Source organism: Haloprofundus salinisoli (genome assembly GCF_020097815.1).
GTDB lineage: Archaea > Halobacteriota > Halobacteria > Halobacteriales > Haloferacaceae > Haloprofundus > Haloprofundus salinisoli.
Genome location: NZ_CP083663.1, coordinates 306,603 through 327,830, shown reverse-complemented (window position 1 = coordinate 327,830; position 21,228 = coordinate 306,603). Strand labels below are relative to the sequence as shown.

Annotated in this window: 19 protein-coding genes; 14 read left to right on the top strand and 5 right to left on the bottom strand. The window is 66.6% G+C overall.

Annotated features, from left to right (window positions below):
* Positions 1-14: 14 nt before the first annotated feature.
* Positions 15-1,913 carry a Hef-associated nuclease gene (han, locus tag LAQ73_RS01745; protein ID WP_224269540.1) on the bottom strand — a complete coding sequence of 633 codons (1,899 nt, stop codon included), beginning with the start codon at positions 1,911-1,913 and terminating at the stop codon, positions 15-17.
* Between the two features lie 123 nt (positions 1,914-2,036).
* Here han and LAQ73_RS01740 point away from each other — a divergent pair, with 123 nt between their 5' ends.
* Complete coding sequence (locus LAQ73_RS01740) at positions 2,037-2,528, top strand: Mov34/MPN/PAD-1 family protein (protein ID WP_224269539.1); 492 nt, start codon at positions 2,037-2,039, stop codon at positions 2,526-2,528.
* Positions 2,529-2,547: 19 nt separating this feature from the next.
* The gene (locus LAQ73_RS01735; protein ID WP_224269538.1) at positions 2,548-2,979 is read left to right on the top strand and encodes an FAD synthase family protein; all 432 of its coding nucleotides are present in this window, start codon (positions 2,548-2,550) and stop codon (positions 2,977-2,979) included.
* Positions 2,980-3,006: 27 nt separating this feature from the next.
* Here LAQ73_RS01735 and LAQ73_RS01730 read toward each other — a convergent pair whose 3' ends face one another.
* Both LAQ73_RS01730 and LAQ73_RS01725 read right to left on the bottom strand, forming a co-directional pair.
* Positions 3,007-3,300, bottom strand: coding sequence for a winged helix-turn-helix domain-containing protein (locus LAQ73_RS01730; RefSeq protein WP_224270789.1), 294 nt, complete (start codon positions 3,298-3,300; stop codon positions 3,007-3,009).
* Positions 3,301-3,436: 136 nt separating this feature from the next.
* A complete protein-coding gene (locus LAQ73_RS01725; protein WP_224269537.1) occupies positions 3,437-3,721 on the bottom strand; it encodes a DUF357 domain-containing protein in 285 nt (94 codons plus the stop codon).
* Between the two features lie 130 nt (positions 3,722-3,851).
* Here LAQ73_RS01725 and LAQ73_RS01720 point away from each other — a divergent pair, with 130 nt between their 5' ends.
* Complete coding sequence (locus LAQ73_RS01720) at positions 3,852-4,919, top strand: NAD(P)/FAD-dependent oxidoreductase (RefSeq protein ID WP_224269536.1); 1,068 nt, start codon at positions 3,852-3,854, stop codon at positions 4,917-4,919.
* A gap of 149 nt (positions 4,920-5,068) precedes the next feature.
* Here LAQ73_RS01720 and LAQ73_RS01715 read toward each other — a convergent pair whose 3' ends face one another.
* A complete protein-coding gene (locus LAQ73_RS01715; RefSeq protein ID WP_224269535.1) occupies positions 5,069-5,827 on the bottom strand; it encodes a hypothetical protein in 759 nt (252 codons plus the stop codon).
* A 341-nt stretch (positions 5,828-6,168) separates the two neighbouring features.
* On the opposite strand from LAQ73_RS01715, the gene LAQ73_RS01710 reads away from it, so the two are divergent.
* From LAQ73_RS01710 to LAQ73_RS01660, 11 genes are all read left to right on the top strand, one after another.
* Positions 6,169-6,453, top strand: coding sequence for a DUF7545 family protein (locus tag LAQ73_RS01710; RefSeq protein WP_224269534.1), 285 nt, complete (start codon positions 6,169-6,171; stop codon positions 6,451-6,453).
* Between the two features lie 302 nt (positions 6,454-6,755).
* Positions 6,756-6,956, top strand: coding sequence for a DUF1328 family protein (locus LAQ73_RS01705; protein WP_224269533.1), 201 nt, complete (start codon positions 6,756-6,758; stop codon positions 6,954-6,956).
* 142 nt (positions 6,957-7,098) lie between these two features.
* Positions 7,099-7,599: a YbaK/EbsC family protein gene (locus tag LAQ73_RS01700; protein WP_224269532.1), complete on the top strand. Its 501-nt coding sequence runs from the start codon at positions 7,099-7,101 to the stop codon at positions 7,597-7,599.
* A gap of 67 nt (positions 7,600-7,666) precedes the next feature.
* On the top strand, positions 7,667-8,899 hold the full coding sequence (locus LAQ73_RS01695; protein WP_224269531.1) for a putative manganese transporter: 1,233 nt from the start codon (positions 7,667-7,669) through the stop codon (positions 8,897-8,899).
* A gap of 50 nt (positions 8,900-8,949) precedes the next feature.
* Positions 8,950-9,255 (top strand): DUF7967 family protein, encoded by a 306-nt coding sequence (locus tag LAQ73_RS01690; RefSeq protein WP_224269530.1) that lies wholly within the window; start codon positions 8,950-8,952, stop codon positions 9,253-9,255.
* Positions 9,256-9,586: 331 nt separating this feature from the next.
* Positions 9,587-9,727, top strand: a complete 141-nt coding sequence (locus LAQ73_RS01685; protein WP_224269529.1) for a hypothetical protein — start codon at positions 9,587-9,589, stop codon at positions 9,725-9,727.
* Between the two features lie 65 nt (positions 9,728-9,792).
* Positions 9,793-11,901 (top strand): acetate--CoA ligase family protein, encoded by a 2,109-nt coding sequence (locus LAQ73_RS01680; RefSeq protein ID WP_224269528.1) that lies wholly within the window; start codon positions 9,793-9,795, stop codon positions 11,899-11,901.
* A 25-nt stretch (positions 11,902-11,926) separates the two neighbouring features.
* Positions 11,927-13,015 (top strand): phosphotransacetylase family protein, encoded by a 1,089-nt coding sequence (locus LAQ73_RS01675; RefSeq protein WP_224269527.1) that lies wholly within the window; start codon positions 11,927-11,929, stop codon positions 13,013-13,015.
* 292 nt (positions 13,016-13,307) lie between these two features.
* Complete coding sequence (locus tag LAQ73_RS01670) at positions 13,308-14,732, top strand: S8 family peptidase (RefSeq protein WP_224269526.1); 1,425 nt, start codon at positions 13,308-13,310, stop codon at positions 14,730-14,732.
* Between the two features lie 205 nt (positions 14,733-14,937).
* Entirely contained in the window at positions 14,938-17,778 is a 2,841-nt protein-coding gene (locus LAQ73_RS01665; protein ID WP_224269525.1) for a S8 family serine peptidase, read from the top strand.
* An 89-nt stretch (positions 17,779-17,867) separates the two neighbouring features.
* The gene (locus tag LAQ73_RS01660; RefSeq protein WP_224269524.1) at positions 17,868-19,466 is read left to right on the top strand and encodes a bacterio-opsin activator domain-containing protein; all 1,599 of its coding nucleotides are present in this window, start codon (positions 17,868-17,870) and stop codon (positions 19,464-19,466) included.
* A gap of 234 nt (positions 19,467-19,700) precedes the next feature.
* Here LAQ73_RS01660 and LAQ73_RS01655 read toward each other — a convergent pair whose 3' ends face one another.
* Entirely contained in the window at positions 19,701-20,732 is a 1,032-nt protein-coding gene (locus LAQ73_RS01655; protein WP_224269523.1) for an NAD(P)-dependent alcohol dehydrogenase, read from the bottom strand.
* Positions 20,733-21,228: the final 496 nt, after the last annotated feature.

Here is a 21,228-nt window from a genome sequence, read left to right as displayed (position 1 = left end):
GTCGAGTCGCCTGCTCAGTCGAGCGCCGCGGTGCTCGACAGTTCGTCGTCGATGTCGGCTTCGGCCATCTTCTCGACGAGGCTGTCGATGACCTCCTCGCGCATGCCTTTGACGAACTTGATGGAGCCGACGACGAGGTGGCCGCCGCCGGAGACGCCGCCGCCTCTCACCTCGTCGTTGAGTTCGGCGACCATCTGCGGGATGTCGAGGCGGACGCCGTCCGAGCGGAGGACGGCGAAGTCGGGTCCGTAGCCGATGGTGATGACGGGCTCGCCCGTCTCCCGGACTTTCCGGTCGTGGAGTTCGCCGGTCGTCTTCCCGGGCGCGGGGTAGGTGAATCGGTGCGCGAAGTTGTCGAGGTCGACCGTGTAGAGGCGGGCGTCGCTCTTCAGGCGCTCGTGTTCGACGTGGTCCTCGACGGCGTCGAGCTGGTCGGCGACGTCTCGCTCGGCGCGCGCCGAGAGGAACTCGACGAGTTCGCGGTGGCGCTCGTCGTCGTCGCAGCCGACGTTGAGCACGTCGTTGACGAGCGCTTTGCCCTCGCTGTAGCGCAGCCAGTGGGCGGCGTAGTCGAGCGCCTCGCCGATGTCGCCGAGGTCATCGCGGTCGTAGCCCTGTTCTTCGGCGAGCGCGACGAACTCGTCCATCACCTCGGCCTTCGATCGGTCCGCGAGTCCGGCGACGGCGGGGACGTGGCGGAGTTCGTCGGTGATGTCGGGGTCGATCATCCGCGCGAGTTCGACGCACATCATCCCGGTGGTGATGCGGTAGTCCTCGTCGTACAGGTACGGGTTGACGTGGGCGTCGAGCAGCGGTTCGACCGCCTCCGGGTCGGGGTGGTGGTGGTCGACGACGGCGATGGGCATGTCGTAGTGTGCGAGGTTCTGGTAGGCGGGGACGTCCTCCTCGGTGCTGCCGTTGTCGAGCATCAGAAGGAGGGGAAGTTTCTGGCCGTGACGGGCCTGTCCTTCGAGCGCGAAGTTGAGGTCGCGCGTCACGTCCTCCATCTCGTAGAACGGCGCTTTGCTCGGGAGACGCTTGAACAGGTGCAGCGGGGCGTCGGGGTTCTCGTGAACCTCGGCGATGAAGTTCTCCAGCGCGAACTGCACCGGAATCGACGCGCACATGCCGTCGCCGTCGGCGTGGTGGCGGACGCGAATCGGGCGGCCCTCCAGCACGGTCCGGCGGAGCAGGCGGGCGACCTCGCGGAGGTCGTCGCGGAGTTTCTCGAACGCGGGCCACTCGACGAGCGGTTCGACGGTGTGCGGTTCCGCTCGTTCGGCCATCGCGGCGTCGAGACGGTCTTGGACGGTCTCGGCCCGCTCACCGTCGAGCGCGGCGAGCGAGGAGACTTCCACCTGCGTCGTCCCGTCGTGGGTTTCGACCCGCCCGTCGATACGCACGAGGTCGTCGAGGCCGACTTCGGGGTAGGCACGGACGCCGGCTTCGTCGAAGGCGGCGCAGGAGACGATGCCGGTGTCGTCGGCGACGTGGAAGATGGTCGGACCGCCGGTCTGTTTGATCTGCGCGATGCGGCCTTCGATGGTCGCGTCGGTGCCGGTGGTCAGCGAGGCGACGGACGTGATGTCGGGTTCGTGGTCGACGGTCTCGGTCCGGTAGTCGTCGACGTCGGCCTCGTCGAAGGCGATGTCGCCGTTCTCCTTTATTTCGACGAGTTCGACGACGAGGCTGTCGCCGACACTGTACGAGCCCCCGAGGTTCGACTCGTGGACGAGTCCGGAGACGCCGTCGGAGATGTCGACGAAGACGCCGTAGTCGACGACGCCGTTGACGACGGCGTGGTAGCGTGCGTCCGTCTCCACGTCGGCGACGGTGCAGTCGGGAGCGAGATCGTAGACGACGGGTCTCGAATCTGACCCTGCGCCGGAATCTCCGGCGGTGTCATCGGTCATGGGCGTGCTACGTGGGGGTCCCGCCTTAAGCTTTACATCCTGTCTCGATAGCTCGTCGGGTCGCCGCCCGAGAGCGACGACCCTTCCGGAACCCTTAGATGGCGACGGGTAGGAGTGTGTGCTATGCGGCTCTTCCGGTCGAGTGAGATCCTCGGTATCGCCGCCGAGACGCTCGAATTCGTCCTCGAAGCCTCCGAAGAGACCCATCCCAACGAGTACATGGGATTTCTCCGCGGCGAGGACGCCCGCGACCTCGGGCTGAACCGCGACGGCACCGTCATCACCGACGTGCTGGTGATCCCGGGGACGGAATCGAATCCGGTGAGCGCGACGGTCAGGACGAGCATGGTCCCGAACGACAGAAACGCCGTCGGGTCGGTTCACTCGCATCCAAACGGCGTGCTCCGCCCGAGCGACGCCGACCTCGCGACGTTCGGCAACGGCGACGCTCACATCATTATCGGCGCACCGTACGGGTGGAACGACTGGCGCGCGTTCGACCGGGAGGGCAAGCGCCGGAAACTCGACGTGTTCGACGTCGACCTTCCGGACGACGAGGCGTTCTTCGACTTCACGCAGGAAGATATCGACCGGGAACTCTCCGAGGACTCATGATAGGCGAGGATTTCGACGCATGACGACGGTGATCGCACAGGGCACGTTCGACCTGCTCCACCCGGGGCACGTTCACTATCTCACCGAGGCCGCCTCGATGGGCGACGAGCTCCACGTCATCGTCGCCCGACGCGACAACGTCACCCACAAGGAGAAACCGATTCTCTCGGACCGCCAGCGCCGCGATCTGGTCGCCGCGCTCGGCGTCGTCGACGAAGCGCATCTCGGCCACCACGAGGATATCTTCGTCCCCATCGAGGAGATTCAACCCGACCTCATCGTCCTCGGCTACGACCAACACCACGACAAGGCGACCATCGAGTCGGCGTTGGCCGCCCGCGGTATCGACTGCGCCGTCGAACGCGCCTCCGCGAGAGAACCGCGCTACCCCGACGAACTGCTCTCGACGGGCGACATCATCGAACGAATCCTCTCCCAGCGCGGTTGCTGACTCGGATTCGCCCCGACCCTGCCCCGTTCAGACTCGGTACCGGTCGCCGTCGGCCTCGTCGAGTATCTTCTCGACCGTCTCCCAGTGGTGGTGAACCTTGTCGGTCGGTCGGTATCGAGCGCCGTACCCTTCGCTGACGGGTTCGAGGATATCGTTCTCGACGAGCACGTCGAGGTGGTGGCGAACCGTCTTGTAGTCGAGGTGGAGGTCGGTGGCGAACTGATTAGCGTTGCGGGGTTCCTCGTGGGCGGCGAGGAGGAGTCGAAGCCGGTTGTCGCCGCCACGCGTGCTCGTCAGCACGTACCAGAGGACGGACTCCATCATTGACTGAGAGTTCACCGACCGACCTAAACACATCGCCGGAGCATACAGGCCGTGCGACTCGCTCTCACCCACTAACGCCGTCTCGTCGGCGGTCTCTCACCTACGAATCCGCGGGCACAGTTCCCGGTTCGCCTCACGTCGTGAACAGTTCCGTCTCTTCGGGAATCGAGAACAGTCCCATTCGGACGCCCGCGTCGAGCCAGCCGTAGCCGTACGAGAAGGAGGCGAGCGCGTTGACCCAGTCGTCGGCCTCGCGGAAGTGGCGGCCGTCGTCGAGGTACGACTCGGCCATCTCCCGGCAGTCGGCAGCCATCGCCGACAGCGGCGTCCCCTCGGGCGGGAGCGCTTCGGCCTCGTCGAGGGCGTCGGCCAGCATTCGTTCGTAGCGGGTCGTCTTCTCTTCGAGGTCCGCAGCCATACCGGTGGATGCGTCCGTCGTCGCCTAAGCGTTCCCCTGTCGCACCGGCCGATTCGCCTCGGACCGCCAAGTTGCGCCGGCCGCGTCGAACAGCACAAATTAAATACAAACCCACGGCCAAGAGAGGCCAATGACAGACATCTCTGACGAAGATGGATTCGTCGAACACCGGCGGCTCATCGTCGCCGGCACGGGTATCGCCGGTCTCACGGCCGCGATTTACGCCGCCCGGTCGAACAACGACCCGCTCGTGTTGGAGGGTACCGAACCCGGTGGGCAGCTAACACTCACGACGGAAGTCGACAACTTCCCGGGCTTCCCCGAGGGCATCAGCGGGCCGGAGCTGGTCAACAACATGAAGTCGCAGGCGAAGCGCTTCGGCACCGAAATCGAGAACGGCGTCGTCGCCGCCGTCGACGACTCCCAGCGGCCGTTCCGCGTCGAACTCACCAACGGCGACGTCTACACGACCGACGCGCTCATCGCCGCCTCGGGTGCGAGCGCTCGGACGCTCGAAATCCCCGGCGAGGACGAGCTGATGGGCTACGGGCTGTCGACCTGCGCGACCTGCGACGGCGCGTTCTTCCGCGACCAGAAGATCGTCGTCGTCGGCGGCGGCGACGCCGCGATGGAGGAGGCGTCGTTCCTCACGAAGTTCGCGTCGACGGTGTACCTCGTCCACCGCCGCGAGGAGTTCCGCGCGGAGGATTACTGGATCGACCGCGTGATGGAGCAGGTCGAAGACGGCGATATCGAACTCATGCTCAACACCGAAGTGACGGAACTGCACGGGTCGCCCGAGGCGGGCGTCGAGACCGTGACGATGGTCCGCCACCCCGAGGGCCACCCGACCGACCGACTCGACGACCCCGAAACTGATGAGTTCGAGTTCGACGCCGGCGCGGTGTTCTACGCCATCGGCCACACGCCGAACACCGAGTACCTCGAGAACACGAGCGTGCAGATGGACCCCGAGGGCTACCTGAAGACGAGGGGCGGTTTCGAGGGCGGTCAGACCGAGACGGACGTCCCCGGCATCTTCGGCGCGGGCGACGTCGTCGACTTCCACTACCAGCAGGCCATCACCGCGGGCGGAATGGGTTGTAAAGCCGCCATCGACGCCGACGACTACCTCGAAGGTCTCGACCGCGCCGGCCCTGAGGCGGCGGAGCCGGCGGCCGCGGAATCGGACGACTGAGTCGCGTTCGACGCCGCTCGGACGGACAGCTTTTGCTCGATGCTGTCCGAGACACGGGAAAGGCGAAACGAGCAGTCGACGACGAACGGTCAACGATGAACGGGCGGCGATTCGCCGCCGCCCGCCGTTCGATACTTCGGTCTGTTCTCTCAGTCGGCACCGGGGAACCACTCGAACGATTCGAGGGTGACGAGATACGCGTCGACGGTGTCGAGGTAGCGAATCGCGTACTCGGTCGGGTAGTAACCCGCCGTGGCGAACTCCTCGGGGGTGCTGATGGGCGCGCGGACATCTCTCGGTTTCCCCTCCAGATACTCGGCCGTGATCATCGGTTCGACGAACGTGAGTTCGCCTTCGCCGCCGCCGTCGGGGTTGTACGCACCCCAGATGAGAGTGTGCGTGAAGCGCTCACCCTGGAACTCCCGCGCCATCGGGCTGATGAGGTGTTCGCCCATCCCGGGGACGACCTCACGCGGTGCGCCGAGCGCGTCGGCGGTGACGTAGCCCGGCGGCATCTGGGCGTCCGGAATCGTGTACTCCGCGACGCCGGGTCCGATGGCTTCGACGTCGTCCTCATCCATGAGGTAGAAGTGGATGTCGAAGTGGGGGAGGCCGTAAATCTCCTCGGGCGGGTGACCCATCGGCGTCCAGTCGAGACCCAAGTACGTGAAGTTCGTTCCGGGTGCCCGCGGGAAGTGCAGGTGGAGCATCTGCGGTTCCTCGGGGAGTGTCTCGAGCGTGTCGGCGGTGATGAACACGCCAAGCGCGCCCGTCCGTCCGCGCCGGTCAGGGAGCGCGAACGTCGCAACGCGGCCGCCGCCGAGCATCCCCATCTCACCGAGGCCGAACCCACCTGCCAACTGTCCGTTTTGGTGTGCTCCGGCAGCCGCGGCGGTACCGCTGGCCATCGTCGCAATGGCCCCGGCACCTATCGCCTTGAGGACCGCTCGCCGTGGCCACCCGTGTTCTCGTCCCGGTAAGCGTTCACTGAACGACGGTAACGTAGCTATCCCTCTCTCGATCGATCTCTCGGGCGACATTTCTTCACCAAAGTTCATGTACGTCATGCGGCGATATAGAGATTCGTACACAGGGCTCGTGCCGTGAATATTCCGAGTGCAGGAGTGTTTCGTCCAACGGCGACGGGTTCGCACGACGGTCCGGGCTCTCCCGCAGGGAATCCGTCGCTGGCCGACATCACCCGCACCGATACCCACAGACCCTTTAGTGCGTGTCTCGGACACCACCTATGGTCGATACCGAGACGTACACCATCGAAGGACCCGACGGCGACACCGACACCGTCGAACTGCCCGCCGGCCTCGTCGACGTGCTCTCCGAGCAGGGCGAGCAGCCCACGGAGGTCGTCGGTGACATCCTGCTCCTGTCGTTCGTCCAGCGCGCACACGCTATCGTTCACCACTCGGAAGGCGAGACGCCGCAGGACCTCGCCGAGATAAACGAGAAGGGCGAGGAGCTGTTCGAGGAACGCTTCGGCATGACGCTCGCCGAGGCGACGGGTCACTCGCACTGAGCCGACTCTCGCGTCGTCGACGAACCAACTCCGGGAACGCCGACAGAGTCGCCGAACGGTCGATTACGGCCGTCGTTTCGGACGAGTAGGCGCGGTAATACCGGTTGTCGAACGGATTTTAACTCCAAAAATCGGCCGACAGAGCCGACATTCACCGCGTCTCACTGTTCGCGTTCGACAAAGCATCTTGAACAGAGAATGTTCACCGAAGTACGAACTATAACTAATCCTATGGCAGTCGCATCTTCTGGTGCGATGAGCTCAACAACGACGAGCGGTAGACGGTGCGCGGGGTGGCGAGGATGCTAGCCGAACTCGCAAACGCGACGGCGGCACTTCCGTTGCAGTCCGGCGGGTTCCTCGAACTCGCCGTGCTGTTTATCGTCCTGGCCATCGTCTCCTACGTGGTCGGTGCGCGGGGCATCGCGGGCGTTACGATGGAGATCGCCCGAATCCTCATCCTCGTGTTCATCGTCCTAGCGATACTGTCGTTCTTGCTGTAGCGAATCGCATTTATTTTTTTGCGACGCCGTTCCCGGAGCGACGGCACTCTCCGAGCACGGGAAATCTAGCCACGAACGCGCGGTGTCGGTGGGCGCTTGCCGTCGACGTAGCTGTTTTGTCGGCGGCGTGTCATCGAACCGCATGCACCCTCGTGCACAGGCGTTCGCCGAACGCGCCGCCAAGTCGTACGGTCTCGACGTGACCGTTCGTGAGTTTCCCGAAGGAACGAAGACCGCCGCTGACGCCGCCGACGCCGTCGGCTGTGAAGTCGGCCAGATTGCCAGCAGTCTCGTGTTCACCATCGAGGCCGACGACGGAACCGAGACGCTCGTCGTCGTCATCACAAGCGGTGCGAATCGCGTCAGCGAGGAGGCGCTCGCCGCGGAGCTGGGCGTCGCATCCGATGCCGTCTCGATGGCCGACCCGGAGCTGATTCGAGAGCGAGTCGGCTGGGCCATCGGCGGCGTGCCGCCGTTCTGTCACGACTCAGACGTTCGGACGTTCATCGACCCCTCGCTTCTGGAGTTCGAGACCGTCTGGGCGGCCGCCGGCACGCCCAGCGCCGTCTTCGCGCTCACGCCGGAGTCGCTCCGCGAGCACGCGAGCGCCACTGTCACCGACGTCACCACCGGTTCGAGTTAACGCGAAGTTATATATTACGGAAGGCTAAATAGAGAATTAGATATGTCTAATTTGGGGCGACAGAGCGATGGGTGAGTTCACCGCGCTCGGCCAGACGGGACTCTCGGCGGAACTGCTCGATATCTTCCTCGCGTCGGTCCGCGACGGCTTCGTCCAGGTCAGCGCGTTCGTCGCGGTGACCGTGTTGGCGTTCAGTTACGTTCAGTACCGGACGAACGGGCAACTGATAGCGCGACTCGAATCCGAGGAGAAGTACCAACCGCTCGTCGGCGCGCTGATGGGGCTGACACCGGGCTGTGGCGGCGCTATCGTGATGATGCCGCTGTACGTCCGCGGGAGTGTCTCCTTCGGAACCGTGGTGGCGACGCTCATCGCGACGGCCGGGGATTCAGCGTTCGTCATCCTCGTGCTCGCGCCCGAAGCGGCGCTGTACGCCTACGGACTCGCCTTCGCCTCGGCGGTCGTCTTCGGCTACGGGATCGACCGGTTCGGGATGGGCGTCGACCGCATCGACCGAGCGGTGGCGCGCGTCGGGCGGACGGTGACCGACGGCGGCGTCGCCGCCCCCGCAGTCGGCAGCCAGGTCCACCACTACGAGGACCAGCAGGGATGCGAAGTCGACGGTCCGGTCCGCGACGCACCGATGCTCCGCCGGGTGAGCCAAGCCGCCCTCGCCGTCTGGTGGGTCGCGGCCGTCGGCGGACTCGTCGCCGGCGTGCTCTACCTCCTCCGCGGCGCACCGGAGGTGCCGATAGTCGCCGACGCCACCTTCGCAGGGGCGTTCACGGTCTTCGGTCTCGTCGGAACCACGCTGTCGTTCTATCTCTACTTCGTCGGCCGCCGCTACGTCGGCCACGGTCACGTGGGACGCGCCCGCGACACGTTCGGCAACGTCTACGAGACGCTGACGCACGCGGCGATGGAGACGTCGTTCGTCACCGTCTGGGTCATCGGCGCGTACCTCCTGTACGAGTACGGCATCCTCCTGACCGGCGTCGACCTGCAGGTGTTCGCCGCCGCGGCGGGCGTTCTCGCGCCCGTCGGTGCGGCGCTCGTCGGGTTGATTCCCGGCTGTGGTCCGCAGATTCTGCTCGCGACGGCGTACGCCGAGGGCGCGATTCCGTTCTCGGCGCTGACGGCCAACGCCATCAGCCAGGACGGCGACGCGCTGTTCCCGCTCCTCGCCATCGACAAGAAAGCCGCCGTCGTCGCCAGCATCTACACGACGATTCCGGCGCTCGTCGTCGGTATCGTGCTTCACGTCGCGTTCGGACCGAAGTTCGGATTCGGGGTGCTGTGAGCGGTGCGTCCGAGAAACTCACTTCCGACCGGGAGGCGTAACACGAGCCGATGAGCGCTCCCGACGTCGACGGTTCCGACGACTCCGACGACACCGTGCGCGTGTGGCTCGTCGAACGAACGTACTCCGACGACGAACAGAACATCGTCATCCTCGTCTACGCGACGCCCGACGGGGCGCAGTATCTCCGTAAGGAGCGCGCGCTCACGAGTTTCGGCGACGTGCGCGATACGACCGCCGCCGTCGACGCGAGGCCCGGAAGCGTCGGCCGCGTCGACGACGCCGACACGCGGGACGCCTACGCGGCCGAAGCGACGCGGATGCGCGAGAAACACGACCCGGACGACCTCATCTGATTCGTCCGCTTCCGCCGTTTCCCCGTCTCGTCCCGAGATTCAAATACGAGGACGGGACCACTCCGCCGCGTGACCTAACCGTCGCCGCGAGTCGGACGAGGCGGGAGCGCGGCCGCCCGCTCGCGGACATCCGGACCCGACGCGGCCGCCTGTTCGCCACACTCGACCCGAGACCGAGTCTTGGGGTGTCTCCCGTTCTCGCTATTCGCTATGGGACGTTTGTCGCCGACGTCCGAAGGAGATACCGTGGTCGTCACCGGCGCGAGTTCAGGAATCGACGAGCGGTTGCGCTCGCGTTTGCCGACGCCGGAGCCACCGAAATCACCGAGGGGTGTCCGAACGCGCCCGCGAGGTCGGTTCCGGCGGCGACGACGACGTTCCGACGCTCCCGCTTCGCGCGGCGACGCCGGCGACCACGTCTGCTGAGTCCGACCCGAACGAGTCGGGGTCGTTCACGGTCGTCGATGAGTGACAGTTCGGCCCACGGCACCGCGCACACACCCGAACTTATGCGCCGAGAGACGGTACACAGAGACGATGGGAGCGCTATCTGAACTGTTCGCGCCAGGACGCATCGCCGTTGTCGGCGCGACTGCGCGTGAAGGGTCTATCGGCCGCGCCATTACGCAGAACCTCGTCGACGACTACGACGGCGAGGTCGTGCCGGTAAACCCCAACTACGACGAGGTGCTCGGACTCTCGTGTGTCGACTCCGTCGGCGAGAGCGACGCCGACCTCGCGGTGGTCGTCGTCCCGCCGCAGATCGCCGTCGACGCCGTCCGCGAGGCCGGAGAGAGCGGCGTGGAGAACGTCGTCGTCATCACCGCCGGGTTCGGCGAAACCGGCAGTGAGGGCGCGGCCCGCGAACGAGAGCTCCGCGAGGTCGCCGAAGAACACGACATCAACCTCGTCGGACCGAACAGCCTCGGTGTCATGAGCACGCCGAACGGGATGAACGCCACCTTCGGCCCCGACAACGCCCTCGAAGGCGGCCTCTCCTTTATGAGCCAGTCGGGCGCGTTCATCACCGCCGTCCTCGACTGGGCCAACGACGAGGGCGTCGGCTTCAAGGACGTCGTCTCGCTCGGTAACAAGGCCGTCCTCGACGAGACAGACTTCGTCGCCGAGTGGGGCGACGACCCCGACACCGACGTCGTCATCGGCTACCTCGAAGGTATCGAGAACGGTCGGGCGTTCATCGACACCGCCCGCGAGGTGACGCAGGACACACCGATTCTGCTCGTCAAATCCGGGAAGACCGACGCCGGAGCGCAGGCGGCGTCGTCGCATACGGGCACGATTGCGGGGTCGGACCGCGCCTACGAAGCGGGGCTCGAACAGGCGGGCGTGCTGCGCGCCTCGTCGCCGCAGGAACTGTTCGACGCGGCGCAGATGCTCGCCAACCAGCCGCTGCCGGAGTCGAAGAAGATCGCCGTCATCACGAACGCCGGCGGCCCCGGCGTGATGGCGACCGACGCCGTCGGCGAGTCGGACCTGGAGATGGCGACGTTCTCCGACGAGACGCTCGACGCCTTCGGCGAGAAGCTACCCGAGGAGGGCAACATCTACAACCCGGTCGACGTGGTCGGCGACGCCGACATCGACCGCTTCCGCGACGCCCTCGACATCGCACTCGCCGACGAGAACGTCAGCTGTGCGCTCGTGCTCTCGGCACCCACCGCGGTGCTCGACTACGGGGAACTCGCCGAAGCGACGGTGGAACTCCGCGAGAAACACGAGAAACCGGTCGCCGCCTGTTTCATGGGCGGCGAGCGCGTCGACGCCGCCGAGGGGGTGCTGCGCGACGCGGGCATCCCGAACTACTTCGACCCCGCCCGCGCCGTCGAGAGCCTCGACGCCCTCGGCGAGTACCGCGACATCCAGCGACGCGAGTACGACGACCCCGTCGAGTTCGACGTCGACCGCGAGCACGTCCGGTCGATACTGGAGGACGCCGCCGAGCGCGGCGACACTCGAATCGGCGTCGAGGCGATGGACCTGCTGGACGCCTACGGCATTCCGATTCCGGCCGGCGACATCGTCGACAGCCCCGAGGACGCCGTCTCCGCCGCTCAGGACATCGACGGCGACGTCGTGATGAAGATCGTCAGCCCGGACATCCTCCACAAGTCCGACATCGGCGGCGTCAAGGTCGGCGTCGAGAACGAGGACGTGTTCGACGCCTACGAGGACCTCATCACGCGGGCGCGGAACTACCAGCCGGACGCGACGATTCTCGGCGTCCAAGTCCAGGAGATGGTGAACCTCGACGACGGCGTCGAGACCATCGTGGGGATGAACCGTGACCCGCAGTTCGGGCCGCTCTTGATGTTCGGTCTCGGCGGCATCTTCGTCGAGATTCTGGAGGACACGACGTTCCGCGTCGCGCCCGTCTCCGAGACCGAGGCACGGGAGATGACCGACGAGATTCAGACCGCGCCGCTGCTGCGCGGCGCGCGCGGCCGAGATCCGGTCGACCGCGACGCCATCGTCGAGACCATCCAGCGGCTCTCGCAACTCGTCTCGGACTTCCCGGCCATCCTCGAACTCGACATCAACCCGCTCGTCGCGCTCCCGAAAGAGGGAGACGAGACTGGCGTTCAGGCGGTCGACGTCCGACTGACCATCGACCCGGACCAACTATAAGCGACCAGACAACCCTCACACACTCATGACTGAAACCCTACTGGTGACCTCGACGCAGGACAGTACCGGAAAGACGGCGGTGACGCTCGCGCTCGGCTTGCTCGCGCAGGACCGCGGCCTCTCGGTCGGCTACATGAAGCCGAAGGGGACGCGTCTGCAGAGCAACGTCGGCAAGACGCTCGACGAGGACCCGATGCTCGCGCGCGAACTGCTCGACACTGACGCCGAGATGCACGAGATGGAGCCCATCGTCTACTCGCCGACGTTCGTGCAGGGCGCGGTCCGCGGCCAGGAGAGCGGCGAGGACCTCGCCGAAATCGTCCGCGAGTACTACGACGTGCTCTCGGCGGACACCGACCTGATGCTCGTCGAAGGCGGCGGCAAACACACCACCGGCGGCATCGTCGACCTCACCGACCCCGAAGTCGCCGGCCTCCTCGACGCGAAGGTACTTCTCGTCGCCGACTACGCGACGCCCGCCGACCTCGACGACGTGCTCGCCGCCGTCGACGACGTGCGCGCCGAGGGCGAAGACCGCCTGGCCGGCGTGCTGTTCAACCGCGTCGGCGACGCCGCCTACGACGAACTGGAGAAGGAGGTCGTCTCCTTCCTCGAAAGCCGCGACGTGCCCGTCCTCGGCGTCGTCCCGCGCGAGCGAGAACTCGCCGGCGTCTCCGTCGCCGACCTCGCCGAGGAACTCGGCGCGGAGCTCGTCACCGACGCGCCGACCGACGCCTACGTCGAGCGCTTCCTCGTCGGCGCGATGGGTGCCGACGAGGCGCTTCGCTACTTCCGCCGGACGAAAGACGCCGCCGTCATCACCGGCGGCGACCGCGCGGACGTCCAGACCGCCGCGCTCCAGGCACCCGGCGTGAAGTGTCTCGTCCTCACCGGCGGACACCGACCGTCTGGCGCGGTTATCGGCCGCGCGGAGTCCGAGGGCGTTCCGGTGCTGGTGCTCAACGCGGACACGCTGTCGGCCATCGACCGCGCCGAGGAGATCATCCGCGGCGGCCGGACGCGCGACGAACGCACCGTCGAACTGATGCGCGAACTGCTGTTCGAGCACGCCGACGTCGACGCGCTCGTTCCGGCGGCGGCCGACGACGAGTAATCGCCGCCGACCTGCTCGGATTCGGTCGGTACCACCTTTCTTTCTGACGTTTCGTCCGTCGACTGCGAGAAGACGGCGAGCATCGACCCCATCGATTCCGTGCCGGACTCGTCACTCAGTATCTACTAAACGTCGTGAATTACACGTTTCACTTACGTATTTATTTCGACTTACCTAATTAGATTAGGTAAGTGTACTTAGTGCAAACAAAAGAAAGAACTGGTCGTTCGGCGCGAGGGGACGTTCGTCGTCGGGAGGCGGCGCGTCTCGGCCGACGTTATCGACACGAACGATGGACGAAACACCGACGCTCGAAAGACGAACCGTACTGAAACTGACCGGCGCGGCATCGCTGCTTCCCTTCGCGGGTCGGGCGCGGGCGGGGTCGCTCACCTCGCTCATCGACGACACCCTGGACACGGCGAGCGACACGCTCCAGGAGGTGCTCGTCGTCTTCGACTCGAACGACGACGTCGGCCTCTTGGAGTCGCTGGACCTCGTCGACGGCTACTACGAGTTCTCGGTGCTTCCAGTCGGTTTTAGCCGACTGACGGGAACACAGATAGAGACCGTCGCCGAATGGGACGAGGTTCGCTACGTCGAGGCTAACCGCGAGCTCGACTACTACAACGACGACGGCCGCGAGGTGACCCGGGCGGCCGAGGTACAGCGCGGGTTGGGCTACGCCGGCGAGAACGCCCACGTCGTCGTCATCGACAGCGGCATCGACGGCGACCACCCCGACCTGGCGGCGAATCTCGACGCCAACTACCAGTGGGCCGGGGACCCGCTGGAACTCACCGGTACCGAGACGCTGTGGCCCGAGGTCGGCGGCGTCGACACCGACGAGATCGGTCACGGGACCCACTGCTCGGGCACCGTCGCCGGCGACGGCAGCGCCAGCGACGGCCAGTACCGCGGGATGGCGCCGGAGGCGACGCTCACCTCCTACTCGACCAGCGCCGGGGTTTCGGTGCTGAAAGCCGCCGCGGCGTTCGACCACATGCTCGAAAACGGCGACGGCTCGACGTATCAGGTCGTCTCGAACTCCTACGGCGTGTCGAGCACCGACGACTTCGACCCGGACGCGACGCTCAACGTCGCGTCGTGGTACGCCTACCAAGCGGACATCCTCCCGGTGTTCGCCGCCAGCAACGACGGTCCCGACTACGACACGCTGAACGACTACGCGAAAGCGCCTCACGTCCTCGGCGTCGCCGCGACGAACGACCAGAAGGAAGTCACCGACTTCTCCTCGCGCGGCCGTAACGACGGCAGCAACTACGACCGCGAGACGGCGCTGTCGAACCTCGAAACGTACTACGAGACCGGCGAGGCGTCCGGACCGCTCGGCGTCTACCGGACCGGCGTCGCCGCGCCCGGAAACGAAATCGTGAGTACGATGTCGCCGGACGACCCGCTGGGGGCGACGACTGGCGACGACGGCGAACCGTACTACGCGAGCATCAGCGGGACGAGCATGGCCTGTCCGCACGTCTCGGGTATCGCCGCCTTGATCGTCGACGCCCACGTCGCCGCGCAGGGGAGTCGACCCACGGCTCGCGAACTGCTGGCGACGGTCGAAGCCGAAGCCGAGGACGCGCTGTCGAGTTACGAACCGGCCAGCGCCGGTGCCGGATTCGTCGACGCCTACGACGCCGTCGAGCGAGCGGAGGGCGGTGACCTCGCTACCCTCGACGAGACGACGCTCGTCTGAGTTCCGAATCTCGCTTCGCGGGCGGCTCCGACGCGTCGGGTCGCTCGCTACTCTTCGCTCCCCGAACCGCCGGTTTCGACGCCCGTATGGGCCGTCATCGGCGTCGGTGGGCGCAGTATATCTCTCACCGCAAAGACAGTTGAATATTTTAACCTAACTGATTAGGTTACATTCTTTACTTAGTTATAGTAATTAGAACTGATGTATGGGACAGAATGACTCTCAAAGCGACACTCCGGCGAGTCGCTCCGAAAACGACGGCTCGGCGAGCAGACGCTCTCGGAAGACAAGCGGCGTCACTCGACGGTCGGTGCTCGGCACGACGGCCGCGTTCGTCGGCGCGGGACTGCTCGGAACGAACGTCCCCGCCGTCGAAGCGGCGTCGACGGCCACAGACGAGCAGTTCCTGAACTGGCGGGTGCGCGAGGCGGCCCACGCCTGGAAGCGCGGCTATCGCGGGCGACTCGACCGACCCGTCGGTCTCACCGACAGCGGCGTCGAGGCCAGACATCCGGACCTCGGCCCGTGGAACGGCGTCCGCGCGGTGACGCGCGACGGCGAGTTGATGCTGACGACCGACGGTTCCGACGCGGTCGACCGCGTCGAACTCGACGCGACGGAGTCGTTCGCCGGCACCATCGGCCCGGGAACCTTCCTCACCCCCGACGTCCGCCGACACGAGTTCGTCGCCCCCGACGACGCCGACGAGATTACGGCCGAACTCTCCTGGTCGTTGGCGGACGTGAACGACCTGGAGTTCTACGTTGAGAACGCCGCCGGCGAGCGAGTCGCCACGGCAGCCACCGCGGAGATGCCCGAACGAATCACCGTCGACGTCAACGGCGGCGAGACGTACGCGTTCGTCGTCGAGACGTACGTCGGCCTCGTGACCGACTACGAAATCGGCGCGAACTACTACCGATACGAGGGGTCACTCACGGAGTTCACGAAGGACGTCTTCGGCGGCAACGGCACGGTCAAACCCGACACGCCGAAGACCGTTGGCTGGTACGACGAGAACGACCGTTACGGGCGGTACGACCGCCCGCGCGACGAGAACGGCCACGGGACGCACGTTTCGTCCATCATGGCGGGGAGCGGTCGCGCCAGCGCCGTCGACCCGGAGCGGGTGACCGAGGACGCGCCGCGGACGACGCTCGAACTCGGCGAGTCGCTCACCTACGAGGTGGTCGCCCGCGCCGACACCGGCGTCTACGCCGCCGCCTACGGCGACCTGCTGGAGATACGTATCGAGGGTCCCGATGGCGAGGAGTTGGCGTCGTCGACGGTCGGCACCGACGACACGAGCGAGTGGGACAACAACGTCGTCGACGCGCCGACGGTCCACGACTCCGGCGAGGCGACCTACACGGTCTACGTGACGGCGTACGGCGGCGCACTTCTCACCGCAGCCACCGTCGAGACTGTCTCGGTTGGGGCGTTCCTCCGCGCGGACGAGACGGTCGGCGACCGCACCGACGACGGCGCGACGACCGTCCACGCCGGACTCGCACCGAACGCGGGCATCGTCGGACTGCAGGGACTCAGCGGCGCGACCACCGACCTTGCGACGTACGCTCAGGAGTTTTCGAGCGCGTTCAACCTCCGGACGGTGAACATGTCGTGGGGCTACGTCGGCGGCGCGCCGCTCGGCGCGGCCGGCGGTCTCCTCGCCTCCGACCCCTCGCTCGTCGCCGACATCTCCGCGGCGGGTATTCTCGTCGCCGCGTCGGCGGGGAACAGCGCGACGCCGCTCAACTCCGGCGGCCCGGCGCTCGCCGACGAGTCCGTCTCGACGGTTTCGACCGGGCCGCTCGACGGACTCGCCGCCTACAGCAGCGGGGGGCTGGCGGCCTACGACGAGGACTCGGACACGCTCTATCGCATACCCGACGTCGCCGCACCGGGCGGAACGTTGACCGACCTCGCGCGCGCCGCCGAGAACGGCGACCCGACGGCGTCCGAGGACGCCCAGTCGCCCATCCGCGACTACACGGGGAAAGCCGGAACCAGCATGGCCGCGCCGTACGTCACCGGGACGGCCAACCTCGTCGCCGAGGCGATGGAAGCCGACGCCCCCGACGCCGTCGCGCTCGCGGACCCGGCGGACGCGACTGTCGACGACGCGCTCCGCCTCAAGCAGGTGCTTTTGGCGACGGCGACGGAGACGGCGTTCACCGCCGCGCCGTACCACCGCGCGCACGTCCCGACGTACGACTTCGGCGACCGCGACCCCTACGAGGGGTACGGCCGTATCAACCCCGGCGCGGCTATCGACGCCGTGACGCGCGAACTGTCCGGAACGACGCGAGGGGTCGTCGGACTGAACGTTCCCGACGACGAGCGTGCGGTCGCGGGCTACCTCGACGTCGACGCCGGCACCTACGGCGTCGACCTCGCCTTCGACTACTACTCCGGCGCGAACAAGGGAGCCGCCGAGGGGGCCCCGCATCTCGACCTGTTCGTCTACGACCTCGAAACGCCCGCCGAGAACGGCGAACCGAACGTCGTCGCGCGGACGCAGGCGCTCTCGGGCGACGGGTCGCTCGCGTTCACCACCGACGGCGGCGTCTACGCCGTCGTCGCGAAACTGGTGAACGTCCCCGGAGCCGTGAACGGGACCGACGTCCGCGGCCACGTCGACCTCTCGGTCGAGACGCTGCAGTCGTTCACGGCGTCGGGCGCGCGGAGCGACGACGGGTCGGCGTTCACCGGCGGGCAGACGAACCAGGTCGACGTGACCGTCGAGGCGAGCGAGAACGTGCGAGTCCGCGACGTCGTCCCCGGTGCGTGGACGGTGCTGGAAGCCCACTCCGACGACGTCGTTCGGACGGAGGTCGACGAGTTCGACGAGAAGACGTACGTCTACTTCGAGGGCACGGCCGAGCAACAGTCGGCGACGTACTTCGCCGAGGCACCCGAGACACTCGAAGAGAGCGGTGAGTACACCTTCGGGCCGGTTCAAGTTTCGGCTGACGGCGGACGGACGTGGGTCCAACTCGACGGGACGAGCGACACGAACGTCGTCTTCGGCCAACAGACGTAACGGGACGGGACGACCCGCGTCGTCCGCTCGTTCTCACGAGCTTCCGTTTACCTTGTTGCTTATCACACTCTATCTCCAACTGGCCAGTAATGCAGCGACAAGGTGTCGACGGAGAGGCGTCGGCGCTGCTCGACAGCGCCATCGACACGCTCACCGACGTATTCTTTCTGTTCGACCTGGACGGCCGGTTCCTGCAGTGGAACAGTCGGCTACGGGAAGTGACCGGTCACACCGACGACGAGATCGAACAGATGGTTCCGTTGGACTTCGTCGCACCGGAGGACGGGGCGGCAATCTCGGAGGCCATCGTCCGCGTTATAGAGGAGGGCACGGCGCAGGCGGAGGCGTCGCTTCTCAGCGCAGACGGCGAGCGCATCCCCTACGAGTTCACGGGCGCGTTGCTCCACGACGAGAACGGCGTCCCCGTCGGCATCTCGGGTATCGGCCGCGACATCACCGAGCGAAAGCGCCGCATCGAGGCGCTCCAACGACAGACCAGCCGCGTCGAGTCGCTGAACCGAATCAACGCCGTCATCCGGGAGGTCAACGAGGCGCTCGTCCGGGCGTCGACCCGCGAGGAGATAGAGCGGGAGGTCTGCAGCCATCTCGCCGGAGAGCGTCCCTACCGGTTCGCGTGGATCGGCGAACTCGGGTACGACGGCGAGTCGGTCGGTGCTCGAACGTGGGCCAGCGGTCGCGGGTTCGACGACGCGCCCCCCGAGGAGATCGACGCCGAGGGTAAGCTGGCGCTGGAAGCGATCGAGACGGGCGAGGTCTGCGTCGCCGACGCGGTCAGCGACGACGCGTTCGACCCGGAGGCGACGGCCGCCGGACGCGGACTCGATTCGGCCGCGGCGGTTCCGCTCGTCTACCGCGACGCGAGTTACGGCGTGCTCTGCCTGTACGCGACTCGCTCGACGGCGTTCGAGGAGGACGCAATCGCGGTGCTGCGAGAGCTCGGCGAGACCATCGGCTACGCGATAAACGCCGTCGAGAAGCGGAACGCGCTCGTCAGCGACTCGGTCGTCGAACTCAAATTCGACGTGACCGCCCCCGGGCCGTTCTTTCTCACCGTCGCCGCCGACGCGGATGCCTCGCTCTCCGTCGAAGGCGTCGTCACGGCCGACGACGGGTCGCTCTCGGAGTTCGTCGCCGTCGATGGCGCGGACTCCGAAACCGTCGTCGCGGCCGCCCGCGAGGCCGGCGGCGACGCCGTCGTCGTCGCCGAGTACGACGACGAAGCGATTCTCCGGCTGACGCCGTCGGAGACCACTATCGCGTCCGTCGTCGCCGACCTCGGCGGCGTGCTCAGAGAGGCGCGCGCCGACGGCGAGGACGGGAGTATGACCATAGAACTGCCCGCGGTCGCCGACGTTCGCGCCGTCGTCACAGCGCTCCAGCACCGCTTTCCCAACGTCTCGCTCCGCGCCCAGCGCGAACGCGAGCGCACGAACGGCCGCGGCGTCGAGTTCCGCAACTCACTGGACGAGGCGCTGACCGAACGACAGAAGGAGGTGCTGGAGACGGCGTTTCTGGCGGGGTTCTTCGAGTGGCCCCGCGGCAGCACCGCCGAGGAAGTCGCCGAGGCGCTCGGCGTGTCGCCGCCGACGTTCCACGAACACCTCCGCCGTAGCCAACAGAAGCTTCTCACCGCCTACTTCGATGGCGTCTCCCAGAACGTCGGCTGACCTAACTAGTTAGGCTCCTCGCTTTTTGTCTACGGACGGGTAGGGTATAGTGCCCGGGTTTCCCACAGACCCGGCAAGGTGAGACACCCGCGAGCGTTTCGATTCGTCGGAGACACCCACCCGTCGTCTCGAAGTCGGCACAGGTCGTGTCTGACCCACACGGTCGAGTGCCGCCGCTTCCACTTTCGCGCTCGCTTCTAAGTTCCCTTCGTTCGACGACTCTCTTACCCCCCCTCAGTCGAACGAAATCATTCCTTTCACCGTTTCGCCGGCTTGGACGCGCCGGAACGCCTCGTCGACGTCGTCGAGCGTCATCTCGAAGTCGACGAGCCCCTCGACGTCGACCTGCTCGTTGGCCAGCAGTTCGATGGCCGTCGGGTAGGTGTGGCGGTAGCGGAACGAGCCCAGCAGGTCGAGTTCGTTGTCGATGATCTCGTTGGTGTCGAACGGGACGACGCCGTCGGCGGCGAGGCCGACGAGGACGACGGTGCCGCCGCGGCGAACCACGTCGAGAGTGTTCTCGATGGCCGGCCCCGCGCCCGACGCCTCGATGACCACGTCGGCGAGGCGGCCGCCGGTCGCCTCCTCGACGGCGTCGACGGGATTCTCTTCGGCGACGTTCACGACCGTCGCGCCGCGTTCGCGCGCCCGATCGAGTTTCGAGGGCAGGACGTCGGCGGCGATAATCGGCTCCGCGCCGGCGACGCGCGCGACTTCCATCGCCAACAGTCCGATGGGGCCGCAGCCGGAGATGTAGACGGCGTCGCCGAGGCCGACGCCCGCGCGACGACAGACGTGAATGCCGACCGACAGCGGTTCGATGAGTGCGCCCGCCTGCAGCGACACCGACTCGGGGAGTCGATACGCGTAGTCGGCGGGCCAGGCGACGTACTCGGCGAACGCGCCGTCGTCCGGCGGCGTCGCCATGAACTGGACGTCCGGACAGAGGTTGTACTCGTCCGCGCGGCAGAACTCGCAGTCGTCGCGCTCACAGGGGACGCCCGGTTCGAGCGTCACTCGGTCGCCGGCGCGGAGGTCGTCGACCGCCGACCCGACTTCGACCACCTCGCCGGCGCTCTCGTGGCCGAGCACCAGCGGCGAGTCGACGACGTAGTCGCCGATGCGTCCGTGTTCGTAGTAGTGGACGTCCGACCCGCAGATGCCGACCGAGCGCATCCGAACCAACACTTCGTCGGCGGCGGGTTCGGGGCGTCCGCGCTCCTCTATCTGTAACTGAAGGTCTTCGGAGAGTACGGCCGTGCGCATACCTGACATACTCCCGGCGGATGGATAAATGCCGCGAGTAGCGTCGGAGGGGTTCGAAAAGAAGAGCACGAGACGATTGCGCAGTCGGTCACTCCCCGCCGACGCTCTCGACGCCTCTAGACGCCCCTAGACGCCTCTCGTTGCCTCGACCGTACCTGTTGCCGTCGCCGCGGTCGTTTCCGTCGTCCCGTTGTCGTTCCTGTCGCCTCCGTTGTCGTCCCCGTCGTCCGACTGGGCGACGAGGGTCTGATGTCGCCGTCACCAAACGCCCGAGTCCTGCCGATGTAAACGACTGTTTGAGGGGTTGTCGACTCGTCGCCGTTCGTCGATTTTACGCCCCTTTACAGATTGGGCGCCGAATTGACTATCCCCATTCGAGCTTCACCACCTTCGGGGCGACGCGACGATTAGACACCGCCTATCGTTCGGTCGACCGAACGCCGTGCGAATTTCGCACGGACGCGCCGCCATCGTCCGGTTCTGCGCCCGAGAGAAC